Here is a 16,700-nt window from a genome sequence, read left to right on the forward strand (position 1 = left end):
TCTATGAATAAGCAAAAGGGTTTTACACTGATCGAGCTGCTGATCGTGGTGGCGATCATTGGGATCCTGGCGACGTTTGCGTTGCCGCAGTACTCGAAGTACCAGGCGCGGGCGAAGGTGACGGTCGGGCTGGCGGAAGCTTCTTCATTGAAGGTGCCGGTTGAAGACCTTCTGAATAAAGGTACAACGCCAACCGCTGCCAACACGGGCGTACCGGCGTCGAGCAATAACTGCACGATGACCATTGGGGGTGACGCGGCCGCTGGGACGGCCAGCATCACTTGCACTATCAAAGAGGCACCTGCCTCCATCATAGGCAAGACGATCATTCTCAGCCGTGCCGGCACAGGTGCCTGGACATGTACTTCTAACGTTGCGGAAGAGTTTTTGCCTGCGGGCGGTTGCACAGCAGCGGCTGGCGCGGCAGCAGGTTGACAGTTGTTGCGAGACAAACCAAAGCCCCGCATCAGCGGGGCTTTGTCATTTAGCGGGGGTAAATCTCCAATATTGAAATAACCTCGGTAATTCATGAGCTTAGCAATCCGGCAAAACCCGCATGTTGCATGTACCAAATCCCTCGGTCATGCAATTTGCATGATTATGAAAATAGCCGCTTCGCTTAACTGATTGATTAATAACGACTTTCTTGTTGTTTCAAAACTGGCACAGCCTTCGCACTACTCCTGACAACCTGCCGCGATGCAATTTCGGCAGTTTCTGAGAAAAACAGGAGTTACTCGTATGAAGAAGTTCGCTATCACTGCCGCTGCTGCCACTGCACTGACCCTGACCATGGCTAGCGCTTTCGCCGAGACCACTCAAGCAACTCAGGCCCCGATGATGCTGGCTGCGGGCGAAGTGACAGAGGCTAAGGAAGACGTTTCCGATACCTGGATCACCACCAAGGTCAAGGCCGACCTGGTGACCGAGAAAGGCATTCCAGGCTCCGACATCAAGGTTGAAACCAACAAGGGCGTCGTGTCCCTGTCTTCGACCGCTGTGTTGAGCGATGCCCAGAAAGACACCGCCGTCGCGATCGCCAAGAAAATCAAAGGCGTACGTGATGTGTCGGCCGATGGCCTGAAATCCGAGTAAGGCAAGGCTTCTCGCCTGGACGGGAGAAGGCGCGGCAAGCGGGCTGTGTTTTACGCTTGCCGATGCTTTGGAGTTCATGCGAAAGGCCACATGGACGTGGCCATTACAGGCCCCCGGCATTCGTGCCGGGGGCCTGTTCTATTTTGGGAGGGAGAGAATGTGAGCCAGTCAGGGAAACCGGGTAGTCCCTTTCGCGAGCAGGCTCGCTCCCACATTTGATCGCATTCTTCCAGAAACAACCCGGCCCCTGTGGGAGCGAGCCTGCTCGCGAAGGCGTAGGCACTGTCGCTGCAGATACCCTGGAATAGCCCAACCAATCACCGCCCACGCTTGCTGGTAATCTCCACCAGCCGATTCCTCTCGAAGCGCAAGTACTGGTACATCCCGCTACGGGGTCCGTAAGTCCATTCCTCCACCGGATACTCCTCCCGGCGGTTGACGCTGCGTTTGTAGCCCAGATCATCACGCGCTGCAGGCTGTCCACATTTTTGCAGCACCTCGCTCGTACGATCACCGATGCTGATCAAATGGCTGCCACAGCGCAACGTATTGGCGGCTGTGGCCTGGCCCGCTGCCAATAGCAGCAGACTCAGGCTGAATCCGTACCAATACTTCATTTCACTCCGCATCCAGATGCATTGGCGTAATGACGGTGCCGTCCTTTTCGGCCTGGCCCAGGCTGGCGTCAATGAAGTACACGCGGTCATCGGCCAGCTTGCCCTTGTCCACGAGGAAATCCTTGATGCTGCTGGCCCGCTCCTGGCCCAGTTCGCGCAACAGTACATCACTACCGCTCCAGAACTTGATGACGCCTTCACGGAGCTTGTCGATGCGGGCCTGTTTGTCCAGTTGCGTCCATTCAGCCGGTGGCTGGGTCTTCAGGCGGGTGCGGTAGATACCTTCCAGCAGCGGGGCTTTTTCGTCTTCCGGTACTTGCAACAGGGAAGCCTTGGCCGGGACTTTATCGCCCCGGCGCTGCAGTATCTTGTAGTAGTTGTACTGATATTCGCGTTCCAGGCGCTGGGCGGCGAGCAGTGGGCCGTCGCTGCTCTGGGCGGCGGTACCCTCGATCTCCAGGCGCAGTTCCGGACGTTTGCCCAAGGCCTCGGACAACTTCAACAACACGCTTTCGTTGTCCTGGCTCAGGTCGCTTGAGCCGGGGGCGAACGCCACGCTGCCCAAGTCTTCCGAACCGCCGCCGGCCACCAGCCCGCCGATGAGCTTGAATGGTGCCTGGGCAGCGCGGACCACCAGGTTGCGCAGGGTTTGCCAGACGATTGGCATCACGCTGAACTGCGGGTCGTTGAGGTTGCCGGAGACAGGCAGTTCAATGGAGATCCTGCCTTCGGAGTCCTTGAGCAGGGCGACGGCCAGCTTCAGCGGCAGGCTCACGGCGTCCGGGCTGTCGACCTTTTCGCCCAATTGCAATTGCTCGACCACGACTTTGTTGTCGGCCTGGAGCTGGCCCTTGGTGATCCGGTAATGCAGGTCGAGGTTGAGCCGGCCCTTGCGGATGCGATAGCCGGCGAACTTGCCGGAGTAGGGCGTCAGGGTCGTCAATTCGACCCGCTTGAAACTGGTGGCGATATCGAGACTGGCCATCGGGTCGAAGGGGTTGACCGCGCCCTTTATGGTCACCGGTGCGTAGCGGTCGACCTTGCCTTTTACGTCCACGGTGGCGGGCTTGGCCTGGCGGCTGTCGATGGTGCCGATCTCTCCGTTGAGCTGCTGGATGGCCGTGGCGAAGTTCGGCGTCAGGCTGAAGTCGGCAAAATTGGCCGAACCGTCATTGATCGCAATGGCTCCGACGTGAATGCCCAGCGGCTTTTCCTTCGATGCCGGTTTGGCCCCGCTGTCCTTGGCCGTGCCGTCGGCGGGTTGCGGGATCAACAGGTCGTCGACGTTGGTGGTGCGATCGTCATTGATCATGAACCGCGCGTAGGGTTGGAGCAGATTGACCTTGGCGATCGACAGGCTGTCGCCATGCTGGTAGTTGAGGCCCTGGAGTTCAAGGCGTTGCCATTTGAGGAAGTCGCGGGTCTTGAGCGTATCGAGAGTGTGCAACTGGTCGACCTGGGCGCGGCCGGTGACGGCCAATGCCAACGGCTCGGTGCTCTTGAGATCCACCACCAGGTCGCTGCCGAGCATCCCGGAGCGTAGCTCCAGGCGAATGAACGGGTTGATGTAGGCCTGGGCGACTCGCAGGTCGATGTCCTGGGTCTTGACGTTAAGCTTCGCGGTGACCGGGTTGAGGTTGACCACGCCGTCGGCGAGTACCTTGCCCTGCTTGCCCAGCCCGGTATCCAGCTTCAGGTTGAAGGGCGAGCCGTTGAGGGTGTCGTAGTTTTGCAGGTCAAGGTTCAGTGGGCCAACCTCCAAGGCTACGGGCGGCTGTGCCTGACGGTCGGCCAGGTGCACCTGGTAATCGCGCAACTGCACGTCTTTGAGCAGCACTTGCCACGGTTTGCTGGGTGCTGTCGGCTCAGGCTTGGGCGAGTCGGCGGCTGCCGGGGCCGAGGCGGGTTCGGCCTTGACCTGCGGTTTGGCTGGCTGGCTGGCGAATAGCTTCTGCCAGTCCAATTGTCCGTCCGCTTCCCGAGCGGCCCAGGTTTCCAGCTTTTGACTGCGGATCTTGCCGACGATGACCTGCTGCTTCGCCAGGTCCACGGAGGTTTCGCTTACGTCCAGGCGCTCCAGCCGTGCCAATGGACGGCCGTCAGGCGCCTTCATGGCGAACGGCGCGACGCTGACCGCTGCGTTGCTGAGCAGCAATTGCGTGCCCTGGGCGAGGTTGAGCTTGTAGTCGGTGCTGAGGTTCAGCACGCCGTTTTCCAACACCAGGGGCACCGCGTCACGCACGTAGGGCCACCAGGCTTTCATCTGTCCATCGGTAATTTTCAGTGTGCCCTCGGAGGCAATTGGCGCGAGGCTGAAATTGCCTGTCCAGTCGATCTGCCCACCCTCGGGGCCCGCGGCCATCAATGTCATGTCTGCACTGTCGTCGGGCAGGGTGCTGAGGTTTTTCAGCTCGAAATCGAGGGCGTCGTACAGGAACTCGATGGGCTCGCTGGGGCGCAAGTCCTGGAAATGCACGTAGCCGCCGGCAAGCCTGACCCGATCCACCCGCAGGGGAAACGGCTTGGCATCCGGATCGGCCGGGGTCGGCTCGCTGGGTGGCAGTTTGAACAGGCCCAGCAGGTTCAATTGGCCGTCCTTGGCGAACAACACTTCGGTCTTGGGCTTGTCCAGTTCGATGTCCGCCAGGTGCAGGGCGCCCGTCCACAGGCTGTCGACTTGCAGGTTGGCGTAGAGGCGTTCGAAGCCGACCTGCTCCTTGCCCGGCTCGCCGACGATCAGGCCCCACAAGGTCAATTCAAGGCTGAAGGGATTGAGTTCGATACGCTGGATCTGGGCCGGCACCGTGGCGTGGGCGGCCAGTTGCTGATTGACGATGCGCAGGGCGATGCCCGGCAAGATCAGGAAACCCATCAGGCTGTAGAGGGCCAGTGCGGTCAACAGGGCGCCGAAAGCGCGAATCAATCCTTTGGGCATGTGTGGCTTCGTCTGGTATGAATCGGAGTGCCTTGGAGTATGGCATGCGTTTACGGTTCCGAAGCCACTGTGTTTTATGAGATTTGTCCGTTTTTTTGGTGGGATCGCTGAGGCGTGCTCAGAATTGAAGAATCAGCGTTTTGAGCGGTGGCTGCTGGTCCCGCGACGGGAAATCGTCGCCGGGCGCCAGCACGCTCCACTCGCGGACCGGGCGACCAGCCTTTTGCGCACAACGCAGGACTTGTTCACGCCAGTCCTCCATGGGCACTTTCGCCAGGTTGTTGCAGCAGATCAGCACGCCATCGTCGGCGGTAGCGAGCAGCGCCGGCTTGAGCAGGCTCTGGTAGTCGCGCAATAAATCGACGGTGCCGAATGCGCTCTTGGCCCACGCGGGTGGGTCGAGGAGCACCAGATCGTACTGGCGCTGTTCCAGGCGCACGTAACTCGGAAGTTTCTGTCCGCGACGTTGGCTGACGGGCAGGCCGGCCAGTTGGCGGATCGCTGGAAAATAATCCGATTGCACGAATTCCATCGTCGGCAGCTCGGGATTGAGCAGGCCATTCTCGCGGCCCACCGCCAGATTGCCTTCGGCAAAATCCAGGTTGCAGACCTCCCGCGCCCCGCCAGCCGCCGCGCTAAGCCCTACGCCACAGGTGTAGGCAAACAGGTTCAGCACGCTTTTGTTCCGGCTGTGCGCCTTGACCCAGCCGCGCGCGTTGCGCAAGTCGAGAAACAACAACGGATCCTGCCCGGCATGGCGGCCGCGGACGCGGTAGTTCAAACCCCACTCATGCCCGACGAGGTCTTGCAGGGCGGCCTCATCGGCCTGGTAGACGCTGTCCTGACGGTCGATACGCGAATTGCCCCGGGAGCGGTCGTTATAGACCAGCAGGGTGTCGAGGTTCAGGTGTTCATTGACGATGCCGTGCAGCTGCAGCAAGGGTTCCAGTTCCAGCGACTGATGGAAACTCTGCACCAGCAGTTGCGGGCCATAGCGGTCGACGGTGAGGCCCGGCGCGCCTTCCTGGCTGCCGTGGAACAGGCGATAGCAATCGGTGCCTTGCTGGTGCAGTTGGTCGAGCAGGGCCTGGCGCTGGTCGAGGGCGGCGCGCAGCGCCAGATTCAAGGAAGACATGCCGGGCGCGCCTTAGAGAAATGAGGCGCGGGAGTTTAGCAGTTATGGATACTCGGGTATTGTCTGCAGATTTGCGTCAGGCAGCGCTTTTTGTGGCGAGGGAGCTTGCTCCCGCTGGGGTGCGAAGCGCCCCCTTTTTTCAAAGGGGCGATAGCGATTGCGTCTGCTGCGCAGCCGAGCGGGAGCAAGCTCCCTCGCCACGGGGTTTATGTTGTCTCAGCGGTTCAGGCGTTTGTCGATCAAACCCTCCACCACGCTCGGGTCGGCCAGGGTCGAGGTGTCACCCAGGCTGTCGAGCTCGTTGCAGGCGATCTTGCGCAGGATCCTGCGCATGATCTTGCCTGACCGGGTCTTCGGCAGCGCCGGCGCCCACTGGATCAGCTCCGGCTTGGCGAAACTGCCGATTTCCTTGCTGACATGGGCCAGCAGCTCTTGCTTCAACGCGTCGTTGGCCTCGACGCCGTCCATTGGCGTGACAAACGCATAGATGCCCTGGCCCTTGAGGTCGTGGGGATAACCAACGACGGCCGCCTCGGCGATGTTGTCGTGCAACACCAGCGCGCTTTCCACTTCGGCGGTGCCGATGCGGTGGCCCGAGACGTTGATGACGTCGTCGATACGTCCGGTGATCCAGTAGTCGCCGTCTTCGTCGCGGCGGGCGCCGTCGCCGGTGAAGTAATAGCCGGGGTAGGGTTTGAAGTACGTATCGACCATGCGTTGATGGTCACCGTAGACGCTACGAATCTGTGCCGGCCAGCTGGATTTGATCGCCAGCACGCCACTGCCCGGCCCGCTGATCTCCTTGCCGGTCTCATCCAGCAGCACCGGCTGCACGCCGAACATCGGTCGAGTGGCGCAGCCCGGCTTGAGCCTTGGCGCGCTCACCAAGGGGCTGAGCATGATGCCGCCGGTTTCGGTCTGCCACCAGGTATCGACAATCGGGCAGCGCTGCTCGCCGACGACGTTGAAGTACCATTCCCACGCCTCGGGGTTGATTGGCTCACCGACGCTGCCTAGCAAACGCAGGCTCTTGCGAGACGTGTCCTGCAAGGGGGCGGCGCCTTCGCGCATCAGCGCGCGCAGGGCGGTCGGCGCGGTGTAGAAGATATTGACCTGGTGTTTGTCGATTACCTGCCAGAACCGCGAACTGCTCGGGTAGCTCGGCACGCCTTCGAAGATCAGCGTGGTGGCGCCGTTGGCCAGCGGGCCGTAGACAATGTAACTGTGGCCGGTGACCCAGCCGACGTCGGCGGTGCACCAGAACACTTCGTTGTCGCGGTAGTCCAGCACGTACTTGAAAGTCATCGCGGCTTGCAGCAGATAGCCGCCGGTGGTGTGCAGCACCCCCTTGGGCTTGCCGGTGCTGCCGGACGTATAGAGGATGAACAGAGGGTCTTCAGCGTCCATCGGCTCGGGCGGGCAATCGTCGCTCACTTCATGAGTGGCCTGGTGATACCAGAGATCACGGCCTTCGACCCAATCCACCTCGCCCTGGGTGCGCTCGACCACCAGCACGGTGCTGACGTTCGGGCAGCTTTGCAGCGCCTTGTCGACATTACGCTTGAGGGGTATGAAGCGCCCACCGCGTACGCCTTCGTCGGCGGTGATGACGGTGCGGCAGTCGGCGTCGAGGATCCGGTCGCGCAGTGAATCCGGCGAGAATCCACCGAACACCACCGAATGCACCGCACCGATGCGGGTGCAGGCGAGCATGGCGTACGCCGCCTCCGGGATCATCGGCATGTAGATACATACCCGGTCGCCTTTCTTCACCCCACGGCTTTTCAACACATTGGCCAGTCGGCAAACGTGGTGATGAAGTTTGCTGTAGGTAATTTGTGCCGATTCGGCAGGGTTGTCGCCTTCCCAGATGATCGCTGTCTGATCGCCTCGGGCTTCCAGGTGACGGTCAATGCAGTTGGCGCTGACGTTCAGCTTGGCGCCGGTGAACCAACTGGCTTCGCCACTCCTGAGGTCGTAGCGCTGGACGGTCTGCCACGGCGTCATCCAGTCGAGAAAGCGCGTGGCCTGCTCGGCCCAGAAGGCGCTGGGGTGTTCGATGGATTCCTTGTAGAGCCGCTTGTACTCGTCTTGACTCAGTTGCGCAGCCCGGTGGACGGCATCGGCTTGGGGGTACTGGCTGATATCGAACATGACGGTTCCTTATTCTTGTTTTGCGACAAGATATAAAGATGCGCCCAGTGGCCGTAGGGTTCAAGTCACCCATAAGCAACTGTGGGAGCGAGCCTGCTCGCGAATGCGGTGTGTCAGTCAACTTAGGTGTTAACTGATCGACCGCTATCGCGAGCAGGCTCGCTCCCACAAAGGCAATGCAAAACCTGGGATCAGCCGCGATGACGCCCGCGGAAATAATTGATCAGGCCTTGGGTCGAGGCGTCTTCGGCCGCGCTTTCCTCGCTGCCCACCAGACGGTTGTAGACGCCTTTGCCCAGTTCCTTGCCCAACTCCACGCCCCACTGGTCGAAGGCGTTGATGCCCCAGACCACGCTTTGTACGAAGACCTTGTGTTCATACAGCGCGACCAGCGCACCGAGACGGCGCGGGCTGATGCGTTCCACCACCAGGGTGTTGCTCGGACGGTTGCCCGGGATCACCTTGTGGGCGGCCAGTTTCTGTACGTCTGCTTCGCTGACGCCTTTCTCACGTAGCTCGGCCTCGGCTTCGGCGCGGGTCTTGCCGAGCATCAGCGCCTGGCTCTGGGACAAGCAGTTGGCGTACAGCCACTGGTGATGGTCGGAAACCGGGTTGAAGCTGACGATCGGCACGATGAAGTCGGCCGGGATGAATTGGGTGCCCTGGTGCAGCAACTGATGGTAAGCGTGCTGGCCGTTGGCGCCGACGCCGCCCCAGATCACCGGGCCAGTGTCGGTGGACACCGGCGTGCCGTCCTGGCGGACGCTCTTGCCGTTGGACTCCATGTCCAGCTGTTGCAAATGCTTGGTGATGTTGCGCAGGTAGTGGTCGTACGGCAGGATCGCGTGGCTCTGCGCACCCCAGAAGTTGCCGTACCACACGCCCAGCAATGCCAACAGCACCGGCATGTTCTGTTCGAACGGCGCACTCTGGAAATGCTGGTCCATGGAATAGGCGCCGGACAGCAATTCCTTGAAGTTCGACATGCCGATGGCCAGGGCGATCGGCAGGCCGATGGCTGACCACAGCGAGTAACGCCCGCCGACCCAATCCCACATCGGAAAGATGTTTTCTTCGCGGATGCCGAAGGCCACGGCGGCGGCGTTGTTGCTCGACACCGCGATGAAGTGGCGATACAGCTCCGCTTCCGAACCGCCTTGGGCCAGGTACCAAGCACGTGCAGCTTGGGCGTTTTTCAGGGTTTCGAGGGTGTTGAAGGATTTCGACGAGACAATGAACAACGTGGTCTCGGCGCGCAGTTTCATCGTTAGCTCGTGGAACTCGCTGCCGTCGATGTTCGCCAGGTAATGGCAGCGAACGCCCTTATGCGTGTAGGACAACAACGCTTCGGATACCAGCTGCGGGCCGAGGAAGGAACCACCGATACCGATGTTCACCACGTCGGTGATCGGCTTCTCGGTGTAACCGCGCCACAGGCCGTCGTGAATGCGGCCCACCAGGTCGGTGATCTGGTTCAGCACTTTGTGCACGTCTGGCATCACGTTGACGCCATTGACCAGCAACTTGTCGCCGACCGGGCGACGCAAGGCGGTGTGCAGGGCGGGGCGGTTTTCCGAGGCGTTGACGATCTCTCCTTCGAACAGCGCCTTGATCGCGCCCTGGAGGTCGACTTCGTTCGCCAGGCCCACCAGCAGGTCGCGGGTCTGGGCGTTGATCAGGTTCTTCGAATAGTCGAGAAACAGGCCGCAGCTCGACAGGGTGAATTGGTTGAAACGCTGCGGATCGGCATTGAACGCTTCGCGCATGCTGAAATCCTGCATGGCTTTGCGGTGGTCATTCAGCGCTTGCCAGGCGGGCAGAGCGGTCACGTCTTGAGGAGTTAGGTAATACGCCATCGCTGCGGGTTTCCTTTTTACTTGAACGACCTTTTGTACACGAAAAATTCCGGCGCGGCTCGAAGCGGGCTTCCGGATAACTGCACCGACACGATCACCAGGCGCAGGGCGACTACAGTAAACCTCGCGTTGCGATCTGTCTTGACTTTGTCTGACAGTTTCCCGGTACTTTTTTATACAGCGGGGGATGGAAGGGGCCGACAGACGGAACGCGGTGGATCCTGATGAACCACTGTGGAAGCGAGCTCGCTCCCACACAAGTATGGTGATGCAAAGGGTTTCGGTCAGGCGACCTGAACCGGAATGGCGTTGCTGGTATGGCTCAGTTCGTTGCCCGGCGCCATGTAGAGCATGCGAGGCTTGAAGTTGAGCAGCTCGGCTTCGCTGTAGTGGGCGTAGGCGCAGATGATGACGCGATCGCCCACCTTGGCCTTGTGCGCGGCGGCGCCGTTGACTGAAATCATCCGCGAGCCTTCTTCGCCACGAATCGCGTAGGTGGTGAAGCGCTCGCCGTTATCGACGTTGTAGATCTGGATCTGTTCGTATTCACGGATGCCCGACAGGTCCAGCCATTCACCGTCAATGGCGCAGGAGCCTTCGTAATCAAGCACGGCGTGAGTGACTTCGGCGCGGTGCAACTTGGCCTTGAGCATGATGGCGTGCATGGGTGTTTCCTCTGGTCGGGTCCAAACGGCGGGCAGTTTGCCCGAAGGCTTTGGGAGCGGCAATACGGCTGGAATTTGCAAATGCAGTCTGTTGAATACCACATCCCCCCGTGGGAGCGAGCCTGCTCGAGATAGCGGTGTGCCAGTCAAAGTCGATATCAACTGATCTACCGTTATCGCGAGCAGGCTCGCTCCCACATTCGGACTGAGGTGTTCAGGCGGGCGCGTCGAGATCCAGGTGCAGGTTGTCGATCAACCGTGTGGTGCCCAGGAAAGCAGCGGCCAGGATCACCAGGTCGCGGTCCTCGCTCACGGCCGGACGCAAGGTCTTGGCGTGACGGATTTCCAGGTAGTCGGGGCGCAGGCCCGCGGCTTCGAGTTGCTTGAGCTGCTCATCGATCAACGCCGGATAATCCCGTTGCCCCTGCTGGATAGCTTGAGCGATCTGGCTCAGGACGCGATAGACCACGGGCGCGACGGCGCGCTGCTCGGGGCTGAGGAAGCCGTTGCGCGACGACAGCGCCAGGCCGTCCTCGGCGCGGACGGTTGGCTCACCGATAATCTGGATCGGCATGTTCAGGTCATGGACCAATGCGCGGATCACCGCCAATTGCTGGAAATCTTTCTGGCCGAACACTGCCAGGTCCGGCTGGACCATATTGAACAGTTTGCTCACCACGGTCGCCACACCCTCGAAATGCCCCGGACGGCTGGCTCCGCACAATCCTTCGGACAACTGCGGGACGCTGACCCGGGTCTGCCCGGCCATGCCATCGGGATACATTTCCTCGACACCGGGTGCGAACAGCAAATGACAACCGGCCTGAAGCAGTTTTTCCTGGTCAGCGGCGAGGGTGCGGGGATATTTGTCCAGATCCTCGCCAGCGCCAAATTGCAGCGGGTTGACGAAAATACTTGCCACGACGAAATCGGCTCGTTGCGAGGCTTTGGTCACCAGGGCCATGTGGCCGCTGTGCAGGTTGCCCATGGTCGGCACGAAAGCGATGCGCTTGCCCTCGCCGCGGGCGCGGGCCACTGCGGCGCGGAGTTCGCGTACGGTCTTGACGGTGTTCATGCGGAGAATCCGTGCTCAGCGCCGGGAAAGGACGCAGCCTTCACTTCAGCGACATAGGCCTGCAGGGCTGCCTGGATAGAGGGTTGCCCAGCCATGAAGTTTTTCACGAATTTCGGCACGCGACCGGTGATCGACAGCCCGAGCATGTCGTGGAGCACCAGCACCTGGCCGTCGGTGGCGTTGCCGGCGCCGATGCCGATCACCGGGATGCTCACTGCCTGGGTGATTTCCTGGGCCAGTTCGCTGGGCACGCATTCGAGCAACAGCATGGCGGCCCCGGCCTGTTCCAGCGCGATTGCATCGGCACGCATCTGCCGCGCCTGGTTTTCACTGCGACCCTGGACCTTGTAACCCCCCAGGATATTCACCGCCTGGGGGGTGAGGCCCAGGTGTGCGCATACCGGGACACCACGCTCGGCCAGCAAGCGGATCGAATCGGCCAGCCACAACGCGCCTTCGATCTTGACCATGTGCGCGCCGGCCTGCATCAGCAGGGCGCTGTTGGTCATGGTTTGTTCGAGGGTGGCATAGGCCATGAAGGGCAGGTCGGCGAGGATCAGCGCATCGGTGTTACCGCGTTTGACGGCGGCCACATGGTAGGCCATGTCGGCGGTTGTCACCGGCAAGGTGCTGTCATGACCTTGCAGCACCATGCCGAGGGAGTCGCCCACCAGCAACACTTCAACTCCGGCCTCGTTGCAGGCATTGGCGAAGGTGGCGTCATAGCAGGTCAGCATGGTGATCTTCTCACCTTTCTGCTTGAGACCTTGCAGCGTGGTCAGGGTAATAGCTGGCATGAAAAAGTCCTCATTAGGCGCTCCAATACAGGCGCACCTTCTATGCGCGGTGCTTGTAAGGCCTGGATTGCACCCATTAGCGCCGCGTTGGCGGCGACGGGACGCCTATAGTCGTGAGGAGTACCGGGGAAGTCAATTGGATGTGTTACCGCCGGGTGTTACCGGGGTTACTGATGCGTTTCAGCGCAGGAGCGTGTTTCGAATCTGACTGCCGGGTCCCGGATCCTGTGGGAGCGAGCTTGCTCGCGATAGCGCTGTGTCAGTTACAGGTGGGGCAACTGATCCACCGGCATCGCGAGCAAGCTCGCTCCCACAGGGGATGTCTTCGTCAGATAAGAGGCAAGCGTTCCAGGCCGACGAATGGGCACGCCGCAAGCAGGTCCTTGAGACGGCGTCCGTCAGCGAGGCGCAGGTCGGCGGGCGCCAACTCTGCCAAGGGATAGAGCACGAAGGCCCGGGCCTGCATATGGTAATGAGGAACCTTGAGACGGGGTTCGTCGATCAGGCGATCGCCGAACAGCAGGATATCCAGGTCCAGCGTCCGCGGGCCCCAGCGCTCCAGGCGTTCACGCCCTTGATCGGTTTCGATGGCTTGCAGCGCATCGAGCAGATCCAGCGGTGCGAGGCTGCTCTCCAGCGCCGCCACGGCGTTGGTATAGCGTGGCTGGCCAGGAAGCAGCGAGTCGCTTTGATAAAACGCCGAGACGCCTGCCAATCGGGTCTCGGGCAGTCGCGCCAGCGCTTCGACGGCGCTGCGCAGTTGTCCTGCGGGTTCGGCCAGGTTGCTGCCCATGCCGATGTAGATGCGTTCCATCGCTTACTCGCCCGAGGCGCTCGGTACACCCGCGCGCTTGCGCTTGGCACCGCTGCTGCGTCGGCGCTTGCGCGGGCCGCCGGTGCCGTCGTCCTTGCCGCTGAGGTCACGGATCATGTCGCGGCGTTCGCTGTCGTTGGCGTCCTGGTAATCGGTCCACCATTCGCCCAGGCCATCGGTCTGCTCGCCCGCGCTTTCGCGCAGTAGCAGGAAGTCGTAGCCGGCGCGGAAACGCGGGTTGTCCAGCAGCAGGTCGGCGCGTTTGCCGCTGCGGCGGGGGAGGCGTTCCTGCATGTCCCAGATTTCGCGAATCGGCATCGTAAAACGTTTTGGAATGGCGATGCGCTGGCACTGTTCGGCAATCAGCTCGTGGGCGGCTTCCTGCATCGCCGGGATCGGCGGCATGCCGCGCTCTTGCAAGCGCAAGACGCGGGCGGGGAGGGCCGGCCAGAGCAAAGCGGCGAACAGGAACGCCGGAGTTACCGGTTTGTTCTGCTTGATGCGCAGGTCGGTGTTGATCAGCGCTTCGCTGATCAGTGTGTGGGTGTAGGTCGGGTTGTATTCCAGCGCCTCGGCACTGGCTGGGAACAGCGGGTCGAACAATTGCAGGTCGACGAGCATCTCGAAGGTGTCTGCGGCGTTGCCTGAAAGGAACAGCTTGAGCACTTCTTCGAACAGGCGAGCCGAAGGAATTTCCCTGAGCATGGGGGCCAGGTCGCGGATAGGCGCGGCGCTGTGTTTCTCGATACCGAAATCCAGTTTGGCGGCGAAACGCACGGCCCGCAGCATTCGCACCGGGTCTTCCTGGTACCGCTGCCTGGGATCGCCGATCAGGCGGATGAGCCGATTGCGGATGTCGTGTACGCCGTTGGCGTAATCGAGGATGCGTTCGCTGACCGGATCGTAATACAAGGCGTTGATGGTGAAGTCGCGGCGTTGCGCGTCTTCTTCCAGCGTGCCGTAGACGTTATCGCGCAGGATGCGTCCGCTTTCGTTGCGAGAAGACTGGTTGCTGTCTTCGTCTTCGTCATTCTGCGGATGGTTGGCGCGAAAAGTCGCCACTTCAATGATTTCGCGGCCAAAGTGGATATGCACCAGCTTGAAGCGACGCCCGATGATCCGTGCGTTACGGAACTCGGCCCGTATCTGCTCTGGCGTGGCGCTGGTGGCGACGTCGAAATCCTTGGGGGTGATGTTCAACAGCATGTCACGCACGCACCCGCCGACCAGGTAGGCCTGGTAACCGGCGTTCTGCAGGCGTTCGACGATGTTCACCGCGTAACGGCTGAATTGGGCCTTTTGCAACGAATGCTGGCCGCTATTGAGCACTTCAGGCGTGCTGCGTATGTGTTGCGTACGACGCAAGGGAGAACGGAATGACTGGAACAGCTTCTTCAGCATGGGATGCACTGTTTGAAGGAATATTCGGCCAAAAACCAAGAATGACCGCATGATGGGCGGGGATTCTAGCATTTAGTCGAGGGATGGTGTAGGACGCAGGCGTTTTGTGTTGCAAGCGTTGAGCGACAGGCTTGTAGGATGCGGGAAGGCTGAACGACAGAAACCACAAGGGGAGCCGAAGCTCCCCCAGAATTAGTTGCGTGCTCTTTTTTTATTATTGGTTTTGGGCTTCTTGTTTTTGTTGAGCGCCCATATCACGAGGTCTTCCCTTCGTGACCCTCCCAATCGGGAGCCAAGAGCAAACGGATTGCTTTGGTCGCTGTGTTGCAGTGATCAATCGATCCAACCAGTTCAGGCACCTGTCTTGAGACAGTTTTTATTGTTCTCGGCCTGGTTGTGGGGCAAGCCCCAAATACAACGCCTCTCCAAAAGAATCAGTTAGCTGCGCCTCTCGCCGTCTTGTTTTTATTGTGCGTGAGTCGATTCGTCTTATTTTTATTGTCTTGTGCATTGCTTGTTGTTGTTCTTGTACCAAAGCTATAGCAGGGTGCGTGCCAACTTTTGCAAGGCCCAGGAAAGACGGGGGTTCTATGCTTATTCCGGTTTGCTCGGGGCAAAAAAAAGCCGGGATTTCGTTACCGTAAACCCCGGCTTTTGTTACGTGAAAAAGCTGAGGTAACAGTTTTTTCACATCCAGCGATGTTACCTGGGCACCTCAGCTTTCGCTGGTGGCCCCGGTCTTGCGCCGTGGAATACCCAGGCGCTGCCGGCGTTCCCACAGGCATTTGCGGCTCACGCCCAGCTTGCGTGCCAGCTCCGTCTCGGTCATGTGGTCCTGGTGCTCGAGGACGAAGTGCTGGAAGTAGTCTTCCAGCGACAGGTCCTCGGTGGGCTCGTGGCTGGTGTTGTTCGCGCCGTTTTGCTGCGGTGCGAGCCCGATGAACTCCTCATCGTCCAGGTCGCCCACCTCGATATCGATGCCCAGCAGGTCGGCGGAAATTTCCGGGCTCTCGCACAGGATCACCGCGCGCTCCACGGCATTCTCCAGTTCGCGTACGTTACCCGGCCAGGCGTAGTGACGAATGGCCTGCTCGGCGTCCGGGGCAAACTTGAGGTCGGTGCGGTTGACACGCGCACTCTGGCGGGCCAGGAAGGCATTGGCAATTTCATTGACGTCCGCGCCACGCTCGCGCAGCGGCGGCAGCTTGAGCGCGATCACGTGCAGGCGGTAATACAAGTCCTCACGGAACTGGCCGATCTTCGCCAGGCTCTTGAGGTCCCGGTGGGTCGCCGCGATCAGGCGCACATCGACTTTCTGCGATTGCACGGAGCCCACCCGGCGGATCTCGCCTTCCTGGAGCACGCGCAGCAACCGCGCCTGGGCTTCCAGAGGAAGTTCGCCAATTTCATCGAGAAACAACGTGCCGCCGTCCGCTGCTTCAACAAGGCCGGCGCGCCCGGCGCTGGCGCCCGTGAATGCGCCTTTTTCGTGGCCGAACAATTCGGACTCGATCAGGCTTTCCGGGATGGCTGCGCAGTTCACCGAGATCATCGGGGCCTTCGCCCGGCGGGACAGGTTGTGCAGCGCCCTGGCCACCAGTTCCTTGCCGGTGCCGGACTCGCCCTGGATCAGCACATTGGAGTCGGTCGGCGCCACTTTACGGATCTTGCCGTAGAGGTCCTGCATCGGAGGGCAAGAGCCGATGATGCCGATTTCGCCGTTGCTGTTGCTTGCGCCCACCTTACCGGACGCCGCGGCCTTACCGTTCGTCGCTTCCGCTGGCTGGCTGCTCGCCGTCTGTCGATCACGCAGGATCCGGGCCACGGCCTGGAGCATCTCGTCGTGGTCGAATGGCTTGGCGATGTAGTCGACCGCGCCCATTTTCATGGAATCGACCGCCGAGCGCAGGCTGGCGTAGCTGGTCATGATCAGTACGGGCGTGCCCTGGCCCAGCTTGATCAGCTCGGTGCCGGGGGCGCCGGGCAGGCGCAGGTCGCTGACGATCAGGTCAAAGGTTGGAATACTGAAGCGTTCTTGTGCTTCCTGCACGGAACCGGCTTCGCTGACCTGGTACTGGTTGCGTTCCAGCAGGCGGCGCAAGGCGGAGCGGATGATTGTTTCGTCTTCGACGATCAAAATGTGCGGCATTGATTCG

At 60.8% G+C, this 16,700-nt stretch carries 13 protein-coding genes; 2 read left to right on the forward strand and 11 right to left on the reverse strand.

Annotated elements, in window-relative coordinates; all coding sequences use genetic code 11:
• Nucleotides 1-3: 3 nt before the first annotated feature.
• Nucleotides 4-435 (forward strand): pilin, encoded by a 432-nt coding sequence (locus J3P81_RS04070; RefSeq protein ID WP_420767618.1) that lies wholly within the window; start codon nt 4-6, stop codon nt 433-435.
• 306 nt (nt 436-741) lie between these two features.
• Nucleotides 742-1,095, forward strand: coding sequence for a BON domain-containing protein (locus tag J3P81_RS04075; protein ID WP_420767617.1), 354 nt, complete (start codon nt 742-744; stop codon nt 1,093-1,095).
• A 317-nt stretch (nt 1,096-1,412) separates the two neighbouring features.
• Here J3P81_RS04075 and J3P81_RS04080 read toward each other — a convergent pair whose 3' ends face one another.
• The 11 genes from J3P81_RS04080 to J3P81_RS04130 form a co-directional block, all read right to left on the reverse strand.
• Complete coding sequence (locus J3P81_RS04080; protein WP_420767616.1) at nt 1,413-1,712, reverse strand: DUF2845 domain-containing protein; 300 nt, start codon at nt 1,710-1,712, stop codon at nt 1,413-1,415.
• 1 nt (nt 1,713) lies between these two features.
• Entirely contained in the window at nt 1,714-4,647 is a 2,934-nt protein-coding gene (locus J3P81_RS04085) for a DUF748 domain-containing protein (RefSeq protein ID WP_434562258.1), read from the reverse strand.
• 118 nt (nt 4,648-4,765) lie between these two features.
• Nucleotides 4,766-5,782: a class I SAM-dependent rRNA methyltransferase gene (locus tag J3P81_RS04090; protein ID WP_434562260.1), complete on the reverse strand. Its 1,017-nt coding sequence runs from the start codon at nt 5,780-5,782 to the stop codon at nt 4,766-4,768.
• A 216-nt stretch (nt 5,783-5,998) separates the two neighbouring features.
• Nucleotides 5,999-7,936 (reverse strand): acetate--CoA ligase, encoded by a 1,938-nt coding sequence (gene acs / locus J3P81_RS04095; RefSeq protein ID WP_434562262.1) that lies wholly within the window; start codon nt 7,934-7,936, stop codon nt 5,999-6,001.
• Nucleotides 7,937-8,127: 191 nt separating this feature from the next.
• Complete coding sequence (gene pgi / locus J3P81_RS04100; RefSeq protein ID WP_434562264.1) at nt 8,128-9,792, reverse strand: glucose-6-phosphate isomerase; 1,665 nt, start codon at nt 9,790-9,792, stop codon at nt 8,128-8,130.
• 284 nt (nt 9,793-10,076) lie between these two features.
• Complete coding sequence (panD, locus tag J3P81_RS04105; RefSeq protein ID WP_003228271.1) at nt 10,077-10,457, reverse strand: aspartate 1-decarboxylase; 381 nt, start codon at nt 10,455-10,457, stop codon at nt 10,077-10,079.
• 214 nt (nt 10,458-10,671) lie between these two features.
• Nucleotides 10,672-11,532: a pantoate--beta-alanine ligase gene (panC, locus tag J3P81_RS04110; protein ID WP_434562266.1), complete on the reverse strand. Its 861-nt coding sequence runs from the start codon at nt 11,530-11,532 to the stop codon at nt 10,672-10,674.
• Nucleotides 11,529-12,329 (reverse strand): 3-methyl-2-oxobutanoate hydroxymethyltransferase, encoded by an 801-nt coding sequence (gene panB, locus J3P81_RS04115; RefSeq protein ID WP_434562268.1) that lies wholly within the window; start codon nt 12,327-12,329, stop codon nt 11,529-11,531. Before panB ends, panC begins: the two co-directional genes overlap by 4 nt.
• A gap of 328 nt (nt 12,330-12,657) precedes the next feature.
• Entirely contained in the window at nt 12,658-13,143 is a 486-nt protein-coding gene (gene folK / locus J3P81_RS04120) for a 2-amino-4-hydroxy-6-hydroxymethyldihydropteridine diphosphokinase (protein WP_420767609.1), read from the reverse strand.
• Nucleotides 13,144-13,146: 3 nt separating this feature from the next.
• On the reverse strand, nt 13,147-14,544 hold the full coding sequence (locus J3P81_RS04125) for a polynucleotide adenylyltransferase PcnB (protein ID WP_420767608.1): 1,398 nt from the start codon (nt 14,542-14,544) through the stop codon (nt 13,147-13,149).
• Between the two features lie 715 nt (nt 14,545-15,259).
• Complete coding sequence (locus J3P81_RS04130) at nt 15,260-16,693, reverse strand: sigma-54-dependent transcriptional regulator (RefSeq protein WP_420767606.1); 1,434 nt, start codon at nt 16,691-16,693, stop codon at nt 15,260-15,262.
• Between the last annotated feature and the right edge of the window lie 7 nt (nt 16,694-16,700).

This window comes from Pseudomonas sp. R1-6, from assembly GCF_051132115.1.
Classification (GTDB): Bacteria; Pseudomonadota; Gammaproteobacteria; order Pseudomonadales; family Pseudomonadaceae; genus Aquipseudomonas.

Coding starts and splice junctions, on each gene's coding strand:
- panB (WP_434562268.1), bottom strand. CDS start 12,329: ATGCCAGCTATTACCCTGACCACGCTGCAAGGTCTCAAGCAGAAAGGT.
- J3P81_RS04070 (WP_420767618.1), top strand. CDS start 4: ATGAATAAGCAAAAGGGTTTTACACTGATCGAGCTGCTGATCGTGGTG.
- J3P81_RS04090 (WP_434562260.1), bottom strand. CDS start 5,782: ATGTCTTCCTTGAATCTGGCGCTGCGCGCCGCCCTCGACCAGCGCCAG.
- pgi (WP_434562264.1), bottom strand. CDS start 9,792: ATGGCGTATTACCTAACTCCTCAAGACGTGACCGCTCTGCCCGCCTGG.
- panD (WP_003228271.1), bottom strand. CDS start 10,457: ATGCACGCCATCATGCTCAAGGCCAAGTTGCACCGCGCCGAAGTCACT.
- J3P81_RS04130 (WP_420767606.1), bottom strand. CDS start 16,693: ATGCCGCACATTTTGATCGTCGAAGACGAAACAATCATCCGCTCCGCC.
- J3P81_RS04085 (WP_434562258.1), bottom strand. CDS start 4,647: ATGCCCAAAGGATTGATTCGCGCTTTCGGCGCCCTGTTGACCGCACTG.
- J3P81_RS04075 (WP_420767617.1), top strand. CDS start 742: ATGAAGAAGTTCGCTATCACTGCCGCTGCTGCCACTGCACTGACCCTG.
- folK (WP_420767609.1), bottom strand. CDS start 13,143: ATGGAACGCATCTACATCGGCATGGGCAGCAACCTGGCCGAACCCGCA.
- J3P81_RS04080 (WP_420767616.1), bottom strand. CDS start 1,712: ATGAAGTATTGGTACGGATTCAGCCTGAGTCTGCTGCTATTGGCAGCG.
- panC (WP_434562266.1), bottom strand. CDS start 11,532: ATGAACACCGTCAAGACCGTACGCGAACTCCGCGCCGCAGTGGCCCGC.
- J3P81_RS04125 (WP_420767608.1), bottom strand. CDS start 14,544: ATGCTGAAGAAGCTGTTCCAGTCATTCCGTTCTCCCTTGCGTCGTACG.
- acs (WP_434562262.1), bottom strand. CDS start 7,936: ATGTTCGATATCAGCCAGTACCCCCAAGCCGATGCCGTCCACCGGGCT.